This window comes from uncultured Mailhella sp. (assembly GCF_944324615.1).
In the GTDB taxonomy this organism is placed as follows: Bacteria; Desulfobacterota; Desulfovibrionia; order Desulfovibrionales; family Desulfovibrionaceae; genus Mailhella.
Window position 1 is genome coordinate 13702 of sequence record NZ_CALUWY010000010.1, and the last position, 16456, is coordinate 30157.

Here is a 16456-nt window from a genome sequence, read left to right on the forward strand (position 1 = left end):
GAGCGATCCGCCCGCTTCATACCTGTCTGTGAGGCTTGATACATGAGCATCGACACTGAAAAATCTTCCGGCGTTCTGCAGTGGCTTGACGAGAATTTTGAAAAGATCTTTCTGGTTTCAGGCCTTCTGGCCATCATCTGCTTCATTACCTGGCAGGTCGTTTACCGCTACTTCATCACGCCCTTCATCGACCGTGCGGGTGCGGCCGTATGGACCGAGGAAATTTCCCGCTACATCTTCATCTGGATATCGTACCTTGCCGTAAGCGTGGCCATCCGCAAGCGCAGTTCCATCCGCATCGACTTTGTGTACCAGATGCTGCCTCCCCGGCTTCAGCGCATCAGCTGGATCTTCGTGGAGCTTATTTTCCTCACCCTCACCCTTACCATCGCCTATTACGGCTGGGGACAGATAGAACGCCTTCAGCGCTTTCCGCAGCATACCGCGGCCATGCGCATTCCCTTCCTCATCCCCTACCTCATTCTTCCCATCGGCTTCGGACTCATGAGTCTGCGCCTCGTGCAGTCCATGGTCAGACAGATCAGGGTAACGGGCGTCCTTGACTCGATCATCGGTGCGGTGCTTGCCGTGGCGGTCATGTCTCCCTGCGTGCTTGCCGAGTATATCGACCCCGTTCCCGCGCTCTTCGGCTATTTCCTCGTGTTCTGCGTGACCGGCGTCCCCATTGCCATAGGCCTCGGCATGTCCGCCCTGACCACCATTCTCTGCGCCGACACGCTGCCCATCGAATACCTCGCGCAGGTGTCCTTCACCTCGCTGGACAGCTTCCCCATCATGGCCATTCCCTTTTTCATCGCCGCCGGCGTGTTCATGGGGGCGGGCGGACTTTCCCAGCGCCTGCTCGGCCTGGCCGATGAAATGGTGGGCGGCATGTACGGCGGCATGGCGCTGACCACCGTGGCCACCTGCATGTTCTTCGGCGCCATCAGCGGTTCCGGCCCGGCCACCGTGGCGGCCATCGGCGCCCTCACCATTCCGGCCATGGAGGAGCGCGGCTACAGCAGAACCTTTGCAGCGGCCATCGTGGCCGCGTCGGGCGCCATCGGCGTCATGATCCCGCCGAGCAACCCCTTCGTGGTGTACGGCATCGCGGCCCAGGTTTCCATCGGTGATCTGTTCATAGGCGGCATCGTGCCCGGCGTGCTCATGGGCTATTCCTACTACGCGGCCCGGAAGAACAACTGGCGCGGCTCCGGCCGCACCCGCACCCTGGGCTCGGTAAGCCGCGCCGTGTGGGATGCCAAGTGGGCCCTGCTTGTTCCGGTCATCGTCCTCGGCGGCATCTACGGCGGCCTCATGACCCCCACCGAAGCCGCGGCCGTGGCCTCCTTCTACGGGCTCATCGTGGGCGTGTTCATCTACCGCGAACTGGACTTCCGCAAGGTGTGCACCTGCTGCGTGGAAGCGTGTGAAACCTCCGCCGTCATCATCGTGCTCATGGCCATGGCCACGCTGTTCGGCAACATCATGACCATTGAAGACGTGCCCGGCACCATAGCCCGCGCCATTCTCAGCGTGACCAGCAGCAAGATTGCCATTCTGCTCATCATCAACGTGCTTCTGCTCATTGTGGGCGTGTTCATGGAAGCTCTGGCCGCCATCGTCATCCTGGTGCCCATTCTTCTGCCCATCGTCACCGGCGTGGGCGTCTCGCCCCTGCACTTCGGCATCATCATGGTGGTGAACCTCGCCATCGGCTTCCTCACCCCGCCCGTGGGCGTCAACCTCTTCGTGGCCAGCGGCATATCGGGCACGCGCATCGAGCAGATAGCCAAGGCCAGCCTGCCCATGATCGGCCTGATGCTCCTCGTGCTTCTTCTCATCACCTATATCCCGGCCATTCCGCTCTGCCTGGTCGGCGGGGCCGGATAGTTCCGGACAACACGCGGCAATACGGATCTTCCCGGAGCCTTTTCCGGGAAGAGGTCTCCCTCCTCACCCCATTTTCAGGAGCCCGTCGCTCCCGGGTTCCCCGCCGGAAGGCGGGGCCCGCAACGAACCATCAAGGAGTTCAGTCATGAGTGCCATCGAAATGCTCAATCCCGAAGCCTGTGAATGTCATTCTCCGCAGGAACAGCGCATCTTCGACGAACAGAAGGGCAAGAAGGACAAATACTACGACACGCATGCCCGTGTGTTCGACCTCATCGCCAAGTTTGAAGGTCAGACGCCCGTCATCGACGTGGAACGCGCCCTGTATTTCACCCAGTCCATGAAGAAAACCGAAGGTCAGCCTCTGGTTCTGCGCTGGGCCAAGGCCCTCATGCACATCGCCAGAAACATGACCGTGGAAGTGGAGGACGGGCAGCTTCTTCTCGGCCGCGCCGGCGCCAAGATAGGCCGTTACGGCATCCTGTACCCGGAACTCGACGGCGACTTCCTCGACATCGCGGTGCGCGATCTGCCCACCCGCGAACAGTCTCCGGCCACCATCAGCCCGGAAGACGCGAAAATCGTCATGGAGGAAATCGCTCCCTACTGGAAGGGCAAGACCTATCACGAAGCCCTGAACAAGGCTCTTCCCGAATGGGTGCACAAGCTCACCTATGTGGACGATGAAGGCCTCATTTCCCGCTTTGTGGTGAATGAAACCTCATCCTTCCGTTCCTCCATCCAGTGGGTGCACGACTATGAGAAGGTGCTCAAGCGCGGTTTCAACGGCATCAAGGCCGAGGCCGAGGCCAGACTTGCCGCCCTTGACCCTGCAAGCCCCGTGGATCAGGCCGACAAGCGTCCCTTCCTGGAAGCCGTGGTCATCGTGTCCGACGCCATCATTCTGTGGGCGCGCCGCTACGCCGCCAAGGCCCGGGAAGTGGCGGCCCTCACCACCGATCCCGTGCGCAAGGCCGAGCTTCTGAACATGGCCAGAATCGCGGAAAAGGTTCCTGCCGAACCGGCGGACAACTTCTATGAAGCCGTGCAGTCGCAGTGGTTCGTGCAGATGTTCTCCCGCATCGAACAGAAGACCGGCACCACCATTTCCAACGGCCGCATGGACCAGTACTTCTACCCCTACTACAAGAAGGATATGGAAGCCGGGGTGCTCACTGAAGAAAAGGCCATGGAACTTCTGGAATGCATGTGGGTGGGTATGGCCGAGTTCATCGACATGTACATTTCTCCTCAGGGCGGCGCCTTCAACGAAGGCTACGCGCACTGGGAAGCCGTGACCATCGGCGGACAGACCAAGGACGGTGTGGACGCCACCAATGAGCTGACGCACCTTTTCCTCCGCTCCAAGCGTGAGTTCCCCCTGCATTACCCGGATCTCGCCGCCCGCGTGCACGCGCTTTCTCCCGACGAATACCTGTGGGACGTGGCCGAAACCATCAAGTACGGCTCCGGCTTCCCCAAGCTGTGCAACGACGAGGAAGTGGTGCCTCTGTATGCCTCCAAGGGCGGCACGTTTGAAGAAGCCCTGGATTACGCCGTGTCCGGCTGCACCGAAACCCGCATGCCCAACCGCGATACCTACACCTCCGGCGGCGCCTACACCAACTTTGCCGCAGCGCTGGAAATGGCCCTGCGTCAGGGCAAGATGAAGAAGTACGGCGACGAGCAGCTCGGCATCGCAACGCCCGATCCGCGCACATTCAAGACCTGGGACGACATGTGGAACGCCTACAAGGCGCAGCAGGAACTGTTCCTTCGCGCCACCTTCACCCAGCAGTACATCGTCACCAAGGTGCGCGCCGAGCACTTTGCCCAGCCCATGGGTTCCGCGCTGCATGACCTGTGCATGAAGCACTGCCTGGACCTGCACACCCGTCTCATCCCCGAAGGCGCCAACTTCGGCTACTTCGAGTTCATGGGCTTCGGCACCGTCATCGACTCCCTCGCGGCCATCAAGAAACTGGTCTTTGAGGAAAAGCGCATCACCATGGATCAGCTCCTGGAAGCCATGGATCACAACTGGGTGGGCTACGAGGCCATTCAGCAGCTCGTGAAGAGCTGCCCCTGCTACGGCAACGACGATCCCTATGCCGACGAAATCGGCAAGGCCATCGACCGCATCTGTGTGGAGTTCGCCCAGAAGTATTCCCCTGAAATGGGCATCAACAACGACGTGCGCTATGTGCCCTTCACCTCCCATGTGCCCTTCGGCAAGGTGGTGAGCGCAACGCCCAACGGCCGCACGGAATGGTTCCCGCTTTCGGACGGCTCCTCCGCCTCCCACGGCGCCGACGTGAACGGCCCCACGGCCATCCTGCTTTCCAACTACAAGACCAAGAACTACGGCCTGCGCAACCGTGCGGCCCGTCTGCTGAACATCAAGTTCACGCCCAAGAGCGTGGAAGGCGATTCCGGCACCGAAAAGCTCGTCCAGTTCATCCGTACCTGGTGCGATCTCAAGCTGTGGCATCTGCAGTTCAACGTGCTCAATCAGGAAACGCTCCTTGCCGCGCAGAAGGACCCGCAGAAGTACCGCAACCTCATCGTGCGCGTGGCCGGCTACAGCGCCTACTTCGTCGACCTCTCTCCCGATCTTCAGAACGACCTGATCGCTCGTACCGATCATGACGATCTGTAGCAGACAGGGGGCCTGAAGCCCCGCCGGCTTCTCCTCCCTTCCGGGGAGAAGCCGGTTTTCCCTGACATAAGGACCGGGGAAGAAGCCGCCGCGGCTTCTTCTGCCACATCCGGGCCGTCCTCGGCGCGGCCTGAAGCGGTACGCGAGGTTACCATGAGTACGTTTGACGACAGAAAAACCACCGGCGTGGTGTTCAACATCCAGAAATATTCCGTGCACGACGGGCCGGGCATTCGCACCATCGTGTTCACCAAGGGCTGCCCCCTGTCCTGCCGCTGGTGCAGCAATCCGGAATCGCAGTCTCTCAGGCCGCAGATGGCCTTCAACCCGGGGCGCTGCATTTCTCCGGCAAAATGCGATTTCTGCATTCCGTCCTGTCCTTATGGTTCCATCCGTGCCGAAAACGGAGCGCTTTCCATCGACTGTTCCCGCTGCGCCGAGTGCGAAAGCATAGCCTGCGCCGCGGCGTGCCCCGCCCAGAGCCTCATCGTGTACGGCAAGAGCCGTACCGTGGAGGATGTGCTCCGCGTGGTCGCGCAGGATTCCATCTTCTATTCCCGCTCCGGCGGGGGCATGACCATATCCGGCGGCGAACCTCTGCTGCAGAAGGAGTTCGCCCTTGCGCTGCTGCGCGAAGCCCGCAGACGCCGCATCAAGACCGCCGTGGAAACCTGCGGCTGCGTTCCGTGGGAAACGCTGGAAGAAGCCGCGCCGTATCTCAACAACATTCTTTTCGACGTGAAGCACCCCGATACGGAAAGGCACAGATGGGGCACGGGCGTGGGCAACGAGCTTATCCTTTCCAATCTGAAGAAGCTTCTGGAAAACTTCCCCGACAAGCCCGTGCTGGTGCGCACGCCGGTGATTCCCGGTTTCAACGACGATATGGAGACGGCCCGCGCCATAGGACGCCTGCTCCGGGGATATGCCAATGTCTCCTATGAGGCCTTGCCCTATCACCGGCTGGGCACGCAGAAATACATGTTCCTGGGCAGGGAATATCCCATGGGAGAGGTGTCTCTTCCCGCAGGGGTGGCCGGGCGTTTTCAGGCCGTGGTGGATGAGGAGCGCGGAGCGGACCGCTCCCTTTAACAGCCTTCACTTCATGAGGAATCCGTGATGAAGATTATCGACTTCCGTTTCCGGCCGCATACCGAGGCCATTCTGAACGGCATTAAAAACAGTACCATGTTCAAGGCCAGCTGCGAGGCCAGCGGTTTTGACAAATGGCAGGCTCAGCCCCTCGATGCCATCGTCGCCGATCTGAAGGCCCGCGGCGTGGAGCGCTGCGTCGTTACCGGCCGCGACTGCAGCAGCACCTACGGCTTTCCCGACAACAACGGCAGTGTGCTGGAATTCTGCCGCGCCTTCCCCGACATGTTTTTCGGCTTCTGGGGCATAGATCCGCACAAGGGCATGGACGCCGTGCGCGAAGTGGAAAAGGTGGTGACGGAATACGGCATGAAGGGCATTGCCACCGACCCGTACCTTGCCCACATAAGCCCTGCCGAGGCCCGCTATTATCCCGTTTACGCCAAGTGCTGCGAACTCGGCGTGCCCGTGTTCATCACCATGGCGCCGCCGCCCCAGGTGCCCGGCGCGGTGATGGCCTGTACCGACCCGCGCGACGTGGACGTGGTGGCGCGCGATTTTCCCGAACTCACCATCATCATGAGCCACGGCGGCTACCCCTTCGTGCATGAGGCCATTTATGCCTGTTACCGCAACAGGAACGTGTACATGGACATTTCGGAATACGAGGCCGCGCCCATGTGCGAAACCTACATAAGCGCCATGAAGTCCATGATCGCCGACAAGGTGCTTTTTGCCAGCGCGCATCCTTTTGTGGAAATAGGTGAATGCCTGGCCCATTACGCCGCCATGGACCTGCCGGACGAGGTGCGTGAGAAGATCATGTACAAAAACGCCTGCAGGGTGCTGGGGCTTGCCGAAGCATAGCACACCGCCTCTCCGGAAGAAGAAAAGTGTGCTCCGGGGCCGCTGCGGAAAGGGCTGGAACGGGTCCTGTTTCCGGGGCGGCCCTTTTCCTTCCGGAGCACTCCGGGGAAAGCGGTTGTGAATGGTGTGAAATTGTTGCAGAATACTCCCGTGGGGGTAAAAGTTCAGCATACTGTCGGATTGTCCATGGATTCGGTACTTCTTGAATATATAGAACAGGCTTTTGACGTCTTTCAGGACGGCATCTGGATAAGCGATGCGGATTCCACATGCCTTTTCGTCAATAAAAAGTATGAGGAACTGAGTGGCTTTACCAGGAAGTGGATGATGGGCAGAAAGGCGACGAGCATTGTCGCCGAAGGTATTTTCGACGTGGCCGTCAACCCGGAAGTCATCAGTACCGGGAGGCCTGTTTCCAAGATACAGACGCTTTCCAACGGCCGTCATCTGTCCCTGGACGGTTTCCCCATTTTCAACAGGGAAGGAAAGGTGATCATGTGCATCACCTTCATCCGCGACATCAGCACCATTGTCAATATGGAGAACAGGCTGGCGCAGCAGCGCGAGCTTCTGAACACGCTGGTGCGCATCAACAACAGCGCGGGTCTTCAGGCCGGAGAGGACGGGAGCGATTTCATTTTCAGTTCCGCCATGGAGGCCTTTCTTTCCAAGGCCCGCATCATGGCGCAGACGGATATTTCCATTCTCATTCTCGGGGAAACCGGCGTGGGCAAGGATGTCATGGCCCAGCGCATTCACGCCATGAGCCGTCGGGCGGACAAGCCCTTCATCAAGGTGGACTGCGGCAGCATTTCCCTGAATCTCATCGAATCGGAACTGTTCGGCTACATAGGCGGGGCCTTTTCCGGCGCGAGCAGGGGAGGGCGCATAGGCCTTATCGAGGCCGCCGCCGGGGGCACGGTGTTCTTCGATGAAATAGGCGAGCTTCCGCTCCCGCTTCAGACACGACTTCTGCGTTTTCTGCAGGACGGCGTCATCGTGCGGGTGGGGACGAACACGCCCAAGAAGGTGGATGTGCGCGTGGTGGCCGCCACCAACAAGGATCTGGAAAAGGCCGTGAGCCGGGGGGAATTCCGCAGCGACCTTTACTACCGCCTGAAAATCGCGGTGCTGAACATTCCGCCCCTGCGGAAAAGAAAGGACGACATTCTGCCCCTGGCAAAATTTTTCTTCCGGTATTTTTCAAGGCGCTACAACAGGCCTCTGACCATGACGGACGAGGTGGAGCCGCTGCTTCTTTCCTACGAGTGGCCCGGAAACGTACGCGAACTCAAGAGCATGATGCAGGAAGCCGTGGTCACCTGCCCGGAAAGCGAGGTGCGTCCGCATCATCTGCCTATCAAGGCGGGCATCCCCGTGCGGGAGGAAACGGCCTCTGCCGGGGAGTTCGATTTCGAGGGCAAGGATTATCACGACCTCATGCGGGAGATGGAATGCCGTATGCTGCGCGCCGCCATCGCCCGTTTTTCCGGCAATATGACGGCGGCGTCCAGAATGCTCCGCATGGACAGAAGCACCATGTTCCGCAAGATACGGGAGCTGGAGAAGCACGGCCTGAAGGTGATTTAGTCTCTTTTCTGCGGCTTACCGGAGAGCAGGGCCAGGCAGATGCCGCCGAGTATGGGCACGGCGCACAGCACAAGGCGCAGCGTGACGGGTTCCGAAAGAAAGATCACGGCAAGGGCGGCGGTGATGAGCGGCACGCTGAGCTGAATGATGGAAGCGCCGGTGAGGCTGTAGCGCGGCACGATGACGTACCAGAGTATGTAGCCGAGGGCGGAAGCCAGACCGCCCGCCGCCAGCGCGCAGGCGTAGGCCTCAGGCTGCGCGGGCTTTTCCAGCACCAGCGCCGCAACGCCAGCCGCAAGGGCGGCGAGGGAGGCGCGGAAGAAGTTGCCCGCCGTGGCCAGAGAGGCGGAGGAGGCGTTTCTGCCGCAGATGCTGTAGCCGCCCCAGGCAAGGCCGGTGACGACCATGAGCAGGGAGGCTCCCAGGGGCGGAGCCGTGAGACCGGGGGAAAGAAGGGCCAGCAGGCCGGCAAAGGCCATGACAAGCCCGGCCGTCTGACGCCCGGAGAGGCGCAGGCCGTGGAGCACTCCCCAGCCCATCATGCCGAACTGCACGGAAATGTTGATGATCAGGGTGCCTGCGGCCGAAGGAATGTTCTTGTAGGCAAGGGAAAAACAGATCATGTACAGGAAGAGGAAGAGCGCGCCCGGCCAGGAGCTTTCCTGCCAGGCCTGCTTCCATACGGAACCGTGTTCCCTGCTTCCGTGCACCAGACGGGCGGCGCAGAGAAAGGCCAGCATGGCTGCGGCGGAAAGGCCGCGCACGGCGGTGTACTGCAACGGGTCCATGTCCCAGATCACGAGGGCGGCACGGCAGAGAATGGAGTTTGAGGCAAAAAGCGTGAGGCAGAAGGCGGTGGAAAGAAAGAGCGTCATGGCAGAACCCGGTATGCTTTGGAATGGAAATCTTCCATGCATGTTCCGTGCCGTGCGCGGCGTGTGAACGCACAGGGCCGGATGTTTTTGTTCCTGCTTCTGAAGCGGAAGAGAAGCAGTGCGGCAAAATCTGAAAAAAGTCGGAAAATTCCACAGGATAGGTGACTGCGGAACATTTTTCCGGGGCTGAGCCGGCATGCGGCGTGCGCTTCCTGCGGGAAGACCGCTATGTTCGTACGGCTTTTTCAGGCGGAAAGGCAAGAGGCGTTTTTGCAACAGCAGGCAGGAATGCATAGGCGATATTGCACGGGAAGAATGGAAATATACTGAAAATTTCCATGGTTGTATGGTGAACGGAAGGGCCGCGTCCGGCGGCCTGGCGATGATTTCTTCCTGCGGGCCGTGCCTGAAGAGGCCATGGCCGGGAGGGACGGGGGACGGCGATGACCATATTTCTGGCATTGAGTTTTGTGGTGGTGGGCTTTCTTTGCGGGGCCACCAGCATAGGGGGCATTCTGCTTATTCCGGCCATACAGTACGGCACGGGCATGCCGCTGCCCCTGGCTTCGGGCACGGCGCTGTGCAGCTTTTTCTTCACCGCGGCCGTGGGGTCCTGGCTGCACTGGCGGAGGGGCAATCTGAAGAAGGAGCTGGTGCTGCCGCAGTGCCTGGGCGCGCTTTGTTTCAGCTTCTTCGGTGCGCTCACCAAGCATGTGGTGGGGGATGTGGCGCTGAACGGCATCCTTGCAGTGCTCATCATTCTTTCCGGCGTGGCGGCGCTCAGGCAGGCCCGTCCCGTGCGCAGCATGGAAACGGAGCGCGGGCGTTTCCGGTATCTTCTGTTCGTGGGGTCCTTCGTGGGCTTCATGGCCGGGCTTACGGGCATGGGCGGTCCCGTGCTTTCCGTACCCATGATGATCGTCATGGGCTTTTCGCCCATGGCCACGGTGGCGGCGGCCCAGCCCTTTCAGATGTTCGCCTGCCTTTCCGGGAGCGTGGGCAACATCATCATCGATCAGATCAACTGGCAGGTTGCGCTTTTTTCCGTGGTGCTGCAGAGCGTGGGCGTATGGGCGGGCATCCGTGCGGCGCGCGGCATGAATACCGCGCTCCTCAGAAAGGCCATTGCGTTTTTGTGCGTGTTCACCGGGGTGTTCATGCTGCTTCGCTGACGTTTTCCCGGAAAGGGAGCGTAAAAAAAGGCCGGAATCGTTCCGGCCTTTTTTTGTGCATCATGCGGGCTTATTCGCCGAGAGCCTTGTGGTAGGCTTCCAGCGCCTTTTCAAGGTAGGCGCCTTCGGGCTTTTCGGGCAGGCTCCAGGCAAGGGCGTGCAGACCGGCGGCAAGGTCGGCCCAGTCCACCCAGCCCATGTGGGCGAGGCGGATGACCTTTTCCTTGAGGTCGCCCTGTCCTGCGGTGAGGATGACGGAGCAGTCCTTGTAGGCCTTGGCCACAATGGGGCCTGCAGGCATGGAATCGGGCATTCTGATGCTGGTCAGGCCCCAGGTGTAGCGGCCCTCTTCCTTGACGAAGAGTTCCAGACCCATGGCCGAAAGCCCGGTTCTGGCCATCTGCGTGAGCGCCCACTGCTTTTTGAAGATATTGTCCATGCCGAATTCCAGCAGCATGGTCAGCGCCTCGTGCAGGCCCACCAGCAGGCTGATGGGAGAGGTGTAGTGCGTCTGGTTCTTCTCGCAGTTGGCCCTTTCCTGAATGAGGTCAAAATAGTAGCACTGGGGGCTCACCTGTTCCGCCTTTTTCCAGGCGCGGGGAGAAAGGGCGATGAAGGCCAGACCGGGGGGCAGCATGAGCCCCTTCTGCGAACCGGTGATGAGGCAGTCTATGCCCCATTCATCCATGGGCACGGGGGAGATGGATACGGCGGAAATACCGTCGGCCACCAGAAGAACATCCCGTTCGCGGGTGACGGCGGCGATTTCACGCACAGGGTGCAGCACGCCGGTGGAGGTTTCGGAAATCTGCATGAAAACGCCGCGGATGGCGGGGTCGGCGTCCAGCATGGCGCGGATGTCCTCAGGATCGAAGGATTCTCCCGCGTTTCTGGAAAGCACCACGGGTTCAAGGCCGCGCATCTTCACGATGTCCACCCAGCGGTTGCCGAAATAGCCCGCCGTGGCCACCAGCACCTTTTCTCCGGGAGAGAACAGGTTGAAGGCCGCAGCCGTCATGCCGCCCGTACCGGAACAGGCAAGGGGAAGCACGGGCGAGGAGGTGCAGAACAGCTTTTTCAGCATGACCTGATTTTCGGCCAGAATGGTCTTGAACGCATCCTTGCGGTGATGGGGCAGGGGAGCGGCCATGGCCAGTCGGACACGGTCGGGAATGGGCGTGGGACCAGGGGTGAGCATACGGGTAGCCTGAATGGAAGACATGGCGGAACCTCTTGTGCCGGCAACTTGTCGGAATGTTGTGCGCGGAAAATACGCGCCTTCACGGTATAGAAAAACGCCTCCTGCGGCAAGTTCCGGGGCGGGCGGAAAAGAAAGCCCGCGGCATGGTGATGTGCCGCGGGCGTTTTTTCGGGAAAAAGGGCGTGGGCTTACGCCGGAAGATGGAAGAGGAAGGCCTTGAGATAGGCGGTTTCCGGCATGGCGGGATGTATGGGGTGATCCGGGCCCTGGAAGCCCTGAAAGAGCAGCCTGGCGTTTCTGCGGCGCTTTGCGGCCGCCCGGGTGACGATTGCGCGCAGGGCGTCGGCTTCCAGATGATGGGAGCAGGAACACGTCATGAGCATGCCGCCGGGCCGGACCAGATCAAGCCCCAGCTCGTTGACGCGGGCGTAGGCTTCCAGCCCCTGCCGGGCATCCTTTCTGCGCTTGATGAAGGCCGGCGGATCGAGGCAGACCATATCGAAGGTGCGCCCTTCGCGGCGAAGATCGGCCAGCAGGGTGAGGGCGTCGCCCTGAAGGGTTTCCACTTCGGCTCCCGCCGCTTCGCCGTTCTTCCGGGCATAGGAAAGGGCCTGGGCCGAGGCGTCCAGAAAGCTTACTCTGCCTGCGCCGTGTTTTGCCGCCAGCGCGCCGAAGCCGCCGGCGTAACAGAAGGCGTCCAGCACATGACAGCCGGGCAGGGACTGCACAAAGGGCGCGAGCGCGGCGCGGTTCACACGCTGATCGTAGAACCAGCCGGTCTTCTGGCCGCCCTTGAGGGGCAGAACGTAGGTCAGGCCGTTTTCCTCTATCTGAAGCTCTTCGGGAGCTTCGCCCAGGGCGGAGCGCTGGAAGCGTTCCAGACCTTCCAGATCGCGGGAGGCCACGTCGTTGTCCAGCAGTATGGAGGCGGGGTGCAGCAGCTCGTCGAGTACGCTCACCAGCTCTTCGGTATGAACGTCCATGCCCGCCGTGGTGATCTGGCAGACGACATGGTCGCCGTGGCGGTCGGCCACAAGGCCGGGCAGAAAATCGCCTTCGCCGTGGCAGAGGCGGTAGAAGGGTCTTTGAAACATGCGTTCGCGCAGGGCCAGGGCGTCGGAGAGACGGCGGCGCAGAAGATCCGCATCAAGGGTTTCCTCCGCCCTGCGGCTGATCATGCGCACGGCAATGAGCGAGGCGGGGTTGACGTAGCCTGTGCCGAGAATCCGGCCGCCGCAGTCGGCCACAAGCACGGATTCTCCCGGCGTGAAGGAGACGAGCGGGGAACGCTTCACGTCGATTTCGTTGCTGAATACCCACAGATGGCCTGCGCGCAGACGGCGGTCTTCGCCTTTTTTCAAGAAAACGGTTTCCATGGCACAATGATCCGAGTGTGTTGACGGCTTGCGGAAATACGCCGGAAAATCAGGGAAAGGGCATGGCGCGGGCGGCTTTTGAGCCGCCCGCAGAAGATGCGTTCCGGCCGCAGGCTTAGAACAGGTTCAGGATGAACATGCACAGCCAGAGCGCGGCATTGACGGCGAGCATGAGGAACACGGCGGCGGAGGCCATGTCCTTGGCGTTCTTCACGCCGATGTTGTACTCTTTGGTGATGAGATTGAGGGTTTCCTCAATGGCGGTATTGATGAGCTCCGCCATCATGACGAGAAGCCAGGCTCCCAGGGCGATGAGCCAGGTCGTGACGGGCTTCTGATACACGGCCAGCAGGATGACGAGAAGGATGAGTATGCCCGTTTCCTGCCGGAAGGCCAGACTGAGGCGGAGCCCCGTGGCGAGTCCGGCCAGGGAATAGCCCGCGGCCTTGAAGATATGGAAGAAGCCTTCCTTGAAGCGTTCGCTGTTCATGGTTACGCCTGCTGCTGCGGTTCGCCGCCGATTTCAAAGGAGCGGAACTGATTGGCCTGACCGTTGGCCTTGGGGCATTCCCTGCGCAGGTAGCAGATGTCGCATGCGCCGTGGAAGGGATAGGGCGTGAGCACGCTGAACTTGGGCAGCATGGAATGGGTGATGTCCTGATAATCCAGCCCTTCCTGTGCAAGAACGTCGCGCAGCGTGGCGGTAGGCTCAGGAGCGGGGGCGCAGCCGGCTTCCTCCACTTCGGGCATGAGCTGGTAGATGGCGCACTGGCACATGGTCTGGGCAAGGGCGCTCAGGCGGTATCCGTATTCGGAAGATTTGGCCCACTGTTCGTCCACTTCCTTTTCCACGCTTTCTTCCAGCCACAGGGCGAGGTAGCGGCCCTTGCCGGTTTCCAGCTTGACGGCGTGCAGCAGGGGAAGCCAGCGTTCCCAGGTTTCGGCCAGCTCTTCGACCACCTTGCCGCCGAGGCGCTTTTCGGAAAGAAGGCTGAGCAGAAGCTCGAAATCGAAGACAGGGCGGACGGGCAGAGTTTCCTTGGTATAGCTGTTCATAAGAATTCCTTTTGGAGTGAAGTCGGAGGGCCGGGTTCCTCGGGCCGTCCTGAATGCCCCAATGTGCCGCGCGACAGGCCGTCCGTCAAGTATCCCGGGAGGCTGCGGGCGGCCCTTTCCGGGCATAAGATCCTTTACTTGCAGGGCTGTTCGGGATATGACGGGATCTTGCGGTCAGCCCGTGAGGCGGCTGCTTCTGAGAGGTTTGCATGAGTCAGATCAGATATCCCAGCAGGGTGCGCTACGAGTACAGTCAGGACCCCGACTGCCGCCTTCAGTACACGCACGGCGTGTGGGGCGGCATTAATCCGCAGGGCGAGATTGAAGTGAATTTTTATGTGGAAAGCGACAAGCTTCCCTCGTTTTCCGAAAGGGCCGTGGAGCCGGACGGAGCCTTCGGCGCGGAAGTGGTGCCCTTCGATGAGGAAGAGAGGGTCATCAACCGCCACATTCATTCCCGCGTGCTTTTCAACTATCACACGGCCCGTGCGCTCATGGAGTGGCTGGAAGAGAAGATAGACACGCTGGAAATGGAAGAAAGCGCCAATTACAACCCCGAAGAGGGCACCTCCGAGGTGCAGCAGTAAATGCCCCGCAGAAACCGTTACCAGATAGGCGGCGAGGAAGAGAAGGAGCGCGTGAGCCGTTCGCAGAAGAAGCGCGACAGTTCGGCGCTTCAGGAGGTGGGCAGGCGCATTGCCGATATTCCCGCCGTCAAGAGGGCGCGTCTGCCCCTGCCCGGGGATCTGCGCGACGCTCTGGAGGAATACGACCGTCTTTCCGGCTTCGAGGCGAAAAGGCGGCAGTTTCAGTTCATCGGCCGCCTCATGCGCGAAGCGCAGGAGGAAGGGACGCTTCAGCCCGTGCTGGACGCCCTTGCCGTGCTGGAATAACGTTCTGCCGGGGAAAAATCGGCCGGACGCATATTTTTGCTTGACTGCCGGGGCCGAATCTGGCAAACCTACTTCTGCAACGGGGATGTAGCTCAGTTGGGAGAGCGCTTGAATGGCATTCAAGAGGCCAAGAGTTCAATTCTCTTCATCTCCACCAGAATTTCAGCCGCCTGTACATACAGGCGGCTTTTTTCATATCTGAGGAGTAGACATGACCGGACCGAATATACGCATCGACGACGACATGCTTGCCCGGTGCCCGGAATGCCGGCTGGGCTGGCTCATTTATGAGGCGGAACCGGCGGAGACGTGCCCGGCCGTGTGGGAACGCATGGAAGCCGTGCTGCCCGGTCTGAAGGCCCGGCTGGAAGCAACCCCTCTTGCGGACATGCCCAATCTCGGAGAATCCCGGCGCGCCTACAAGGCCTGCGGCAAGGATCCGGGCCGCTGGCGCGTTTCTTCGGAGGCGCTGTATCGTCGCGTGCGCCAGGGCAGGGAGCTGTACCGCATCAATTCCGTGGTGGATGTGAACAACCTTGTTTCGCTGCAGACGGGCTTTTCTCTGGGCACCTATGACAGGGATCATCTGCACGGGGCGCTCATGCTCAGGCGCGGCCTGCCCGGAGAGCGCTATGCGGGCATAGGCAAGGACGGTGTGGAGCTTGAGAACATGCCGCTGCTTGCGGATGAGGAAGGCGCGGTGGGCAGCCCCACCAGCGATTCCACCCGGGCCATGGTGACGGCGGACAGCCGCAGGTTTCTGACGCTGATCTATTCCTTTTCTTCCCGTAGGGAAGTGGAAAAGGCGCTTGCGCTTGCCTCCTCCCTTTTTGCGGAACTGGCCGGAGCAGGCGGGATGATGTGCGGCATCGTGGAGAAAGAAGCATGAAGATGCTGATGAAAGATCGCGGTTTCTGGGTAGGAACCGCCTACTGCGTACTGGCGGCTCTGGCATGGGCCATCATCGGCCCCATTTCCCGCATCTGCTTTGCGGAGGGGATGGAGCCTGCATCCGTGGCTTTCTGGCGCATGGCCATTTCCGGCCTGTGCTTTCTGGTGCACGCCCTGCTTCGCGGCGGAATCCATGCCCGGGGACGCGACCTTGTGAGCATGGTGCTTTTCGGTGCGGTCAACGTTTCCCTGGTCATTCTGTCCCTGCAGATTTCCATTCAGAAAAGCGGAGGAGCCATTGCCATCATTCTCATGTTCACGGCTCCGGCATGGGTGGCGTTTTTCTCGCGCATTCTGTTCCACGAGGCCATAAACTCGGCCAAGATGACCGCCCTGCTGCTGGCCATGGTGGGCACGAGCCTGGTCTGCCTTTCGGGCGGCAGTCTCGGTGAGGAGGTTTCCTATGTGGGCATAGGCTGCGGCCTGCTTTCCGGCTTCACCTACGCCTTCCAGTTCCTCTTCTTCACCTGGTACAAGGACCGCTATTCCACGCAGGAGCTTTTTGCCGTCACGTTTCTCCCGGCGGCGCTGGTGCTTTCGCTGTTCACGGATTTTCAGCCGCTGACGCTCCATGCCGCGGGGGCGCTGCTTGTGCTCAGCGTGGTGTCCACCTATGTTTCCTACTTCTGGTACGGGCAGTCGCTGCGCTACCTTTCCCCGGTGCAGGCCGCCATTCTGGGCAACCTGGAACCGGTGGTGAGCACGCTTCTGTGCTGGTGGTTCTGGAACGAGAATTTTTCGTTCATCGGCTGGGCGGGCTGTGCGCTGGTCATAGGTTCCGTGCTGCTGCTCACGCTGAAGAAATGACGGATGCTTCACGAAGAAAAAGGC

The 16456-nt window shown here is 60.6% G+C and carries 15 protein-coding genes and 1 tRNA gene; 11 read left to right on the plus strand and 5 right to left on the minus strand.

What is annotated here, in order from left to right:
- Nucleotides 1-42: 42 nt before the first annotated feature.
- The 5 genes from Q0K07_RS04035 (at nt 43) to Q0K07_RS04055 (ending at nt 8101) form a co-directional block, all read left to right on the plus strand.
- On the plus strand, nt 43-1893 hold the full coding sequence (locus Q0K07_RS04035; RefSeq protein WP_294556773.1) for a TRAP transporter large permease subunit: 1851 nt from the start codon (nt 43-45) through the stop codon (nt 1891-1893).
- Between the two features lie 145 nt (nt 1894-2038).
- A complete protein-coding gene (locus Q0K07_RS04040) occupies nt 2039-4552 on the plus strand; it encodes a glycyl radical protein (RefSeq protein WP_294556775.1) in 2514 nt (837 codons plus the stop codon).
- A 153-nt stretch (nt 4553-4705) separates the two neighbouring features.
- Entirely contained in the window at nt 4706-5644 is a 939-nt protein-coding gene (locus tag Q0K07_RS04045) for a glycyl-radical enzyme activating protein (RefSeq protein WP_294556777.1), read from the plus strand.
- 27 nt (nt 5645-5671) lie between these two features.
- Nucleotides 5672-6511 carry an amidohydrolase family protein gene (locus Q0K07_RS04050; protein WP_294556779.1) on the plus strand — a complete coding sequence of 280 codons (840 nt, stop codon included), beginning with the start codon at nt 5672-5674 and terminating at the stop codon, nt 6509-6511.
- 186 nt (nt 6512-6697) lie between these two features.
- A complete protein-coding gene (locus tag Q0K07_RS04055; protein WP_294556781.1) occupies nt 6698-8101 on the plus strand; it encodes a sigma 54-interacting transcriptional regulator in 1404 nt (467 codons plus the stop codon).
- Here Q0K07_RS04055 and Q0K07_RS04060 read toward each other — a convergent pair.
- A complete protein-coding gene (locus Q0K07_RS04060) occupies nt 8098-8976 on the minus strand; it encodes a DMT family transporter (RefSeq protein WP_294556783.1) in 879 nt (292 codons plus the stop codon). The two genes, Q0K07_RS04055 and Q0K07_RS04060, sit on opposite strands and share 4 nt — an antisense overlap.
- A 443-nt stretch (nt 8977-9419) precedes the next feature.
- Here Q0K07_RS04060 and Q0K07_RS04065 point away from each other — a divergent pair, with 443 nt between their 5' ends.
- Complete coding sequence (locus Q0K07_RS04065; RefSeq protein WP_294556785.1) at nt 9420-10148, plus strand: sulfite exporter TauE/SafE family protein; 729 nt, start codon at nt 9420-9422, stop codon at nt 10146-10148.
- Between the two features lie 70 nt (nt 10149-10218).
- Here the strand turns inward: Q0K07_RS04065 and Q0K07_RS04070 are convergent, their stop codons facing one another.
- The 4 genes from Q0K07_RS04070 to Q0K07_RS04085 form a co-directional block, all read right to left on the minus strand.
- Nucleotides 10219-11370 (minus strand): alanine--glyoxylate aminotransferase family protein, encoded by a 1152-nt coding sequence (locus tag Q0K07_RS04070; RefSeq protein WP_294556787.1) that lies wholly within the window; start codon nt 11368-11370, stop codon nt 10219-10221.
- A 167-nt stretch (nt 11371-11537) separates the two neighbouring features.
- On the minus strand, nt 11538-12725 hold the full coding sequence (locus tag Q0K07_RS04075) for a class I SAM-dependent rRNA methyltransferase (protein ID WP_294556789.1): 1188 nt from the start codon (nt 12723-12725) through the stop codon (nt 11538-11540).
- A gap of 115 nt (nt 12726-12840) precedes the next feature.
- A complete protein-coding gene (locus Q0K07_RS04080) occupies nt 12841-13215 on the minus strand; it encodes a diacylglycerol kinase (protein ID WP_294556791.1) in 375 nt (124 codons plus the stop codon).
- Between the two features lie 2 nt (nt 13216-13217).
- Nucleotides 13218-13781 carry a hypothetical protein gene (locus Q0K07_RS04085; protein WP_294556793.1) on the minus strand — a complete coding sequence of 188 codons (564 nt, stop codon included), beginning with the start codon at nt 13779-13781 and terminating at the stop codon, nt 13218-13220.
- A 209-nt stretch (nt 13782-13990) separates the two neighbouring features.
- Between Q0K07_RS04085 and Q0K07_RS04090 the strand changes: the two genes are divergently transcribed.
- From Q0K07_RS04090 to Q0K07_RS04110, 5 genes are all read left to right on the plus strand, one after another.
- Nucleotides 13991-14368, plus strand: coding sequence for a hypothetical protein (locus Q0K07_RS04090; protein WP_294556795.1), 378 nt, complete (start codon nt 13991-13993; stop codon nt 14366-14368).
- Nucleotides 14369-14674: a ribosome biogenesis factor YjgA gene (gene yjgA, locus Q0K07_RS04095; RefSeq protein WP_294556798.1), complete on the plus strand. Its 306-nt coding sequence runs from the start codon at nt 14369-14371 to the stop codon at nt 14672-14674. It abuts the gene before it with no gap.
- Nucleotides 14675-14755: 81 nt separating this feature from the next.
- Nucleotides 14756-14831 (plus strand) — tRNA-Ala (locus Q0K07_RS04100).
- A gap of 54 nt (nt 14832-14885) precedes the next feature.
- Nucleotides 14886-15563 carry a phenylalanine--tRNA ligase beta subunit-related protein gene (locus Q0K07_RS04105; RefSeq protein ID WP_294556800.1) on the plus strand — a complete coding sequence of 226 codons (678 nt, stop codon included), beginning with the start codon at nt 14886-14888 and terminating at the stop codon, nt 15561-15563.
- 2 nt (nt 15564-15565) lie between these two features.
- The gene (locus tag Q0K07_RS04110; protein WP_294556802.1) at nt 15566-16432 is read left to right on the plus strand and encodes an EamA family transporter; all 867 of its coding nucleotides are present in this window, start codon (nt 15566-15568) and stop codon (nt 16430-16432) included.
- The last annotated feature ends 24 nt before the right edge of the window (nt 16433-16456 follow it).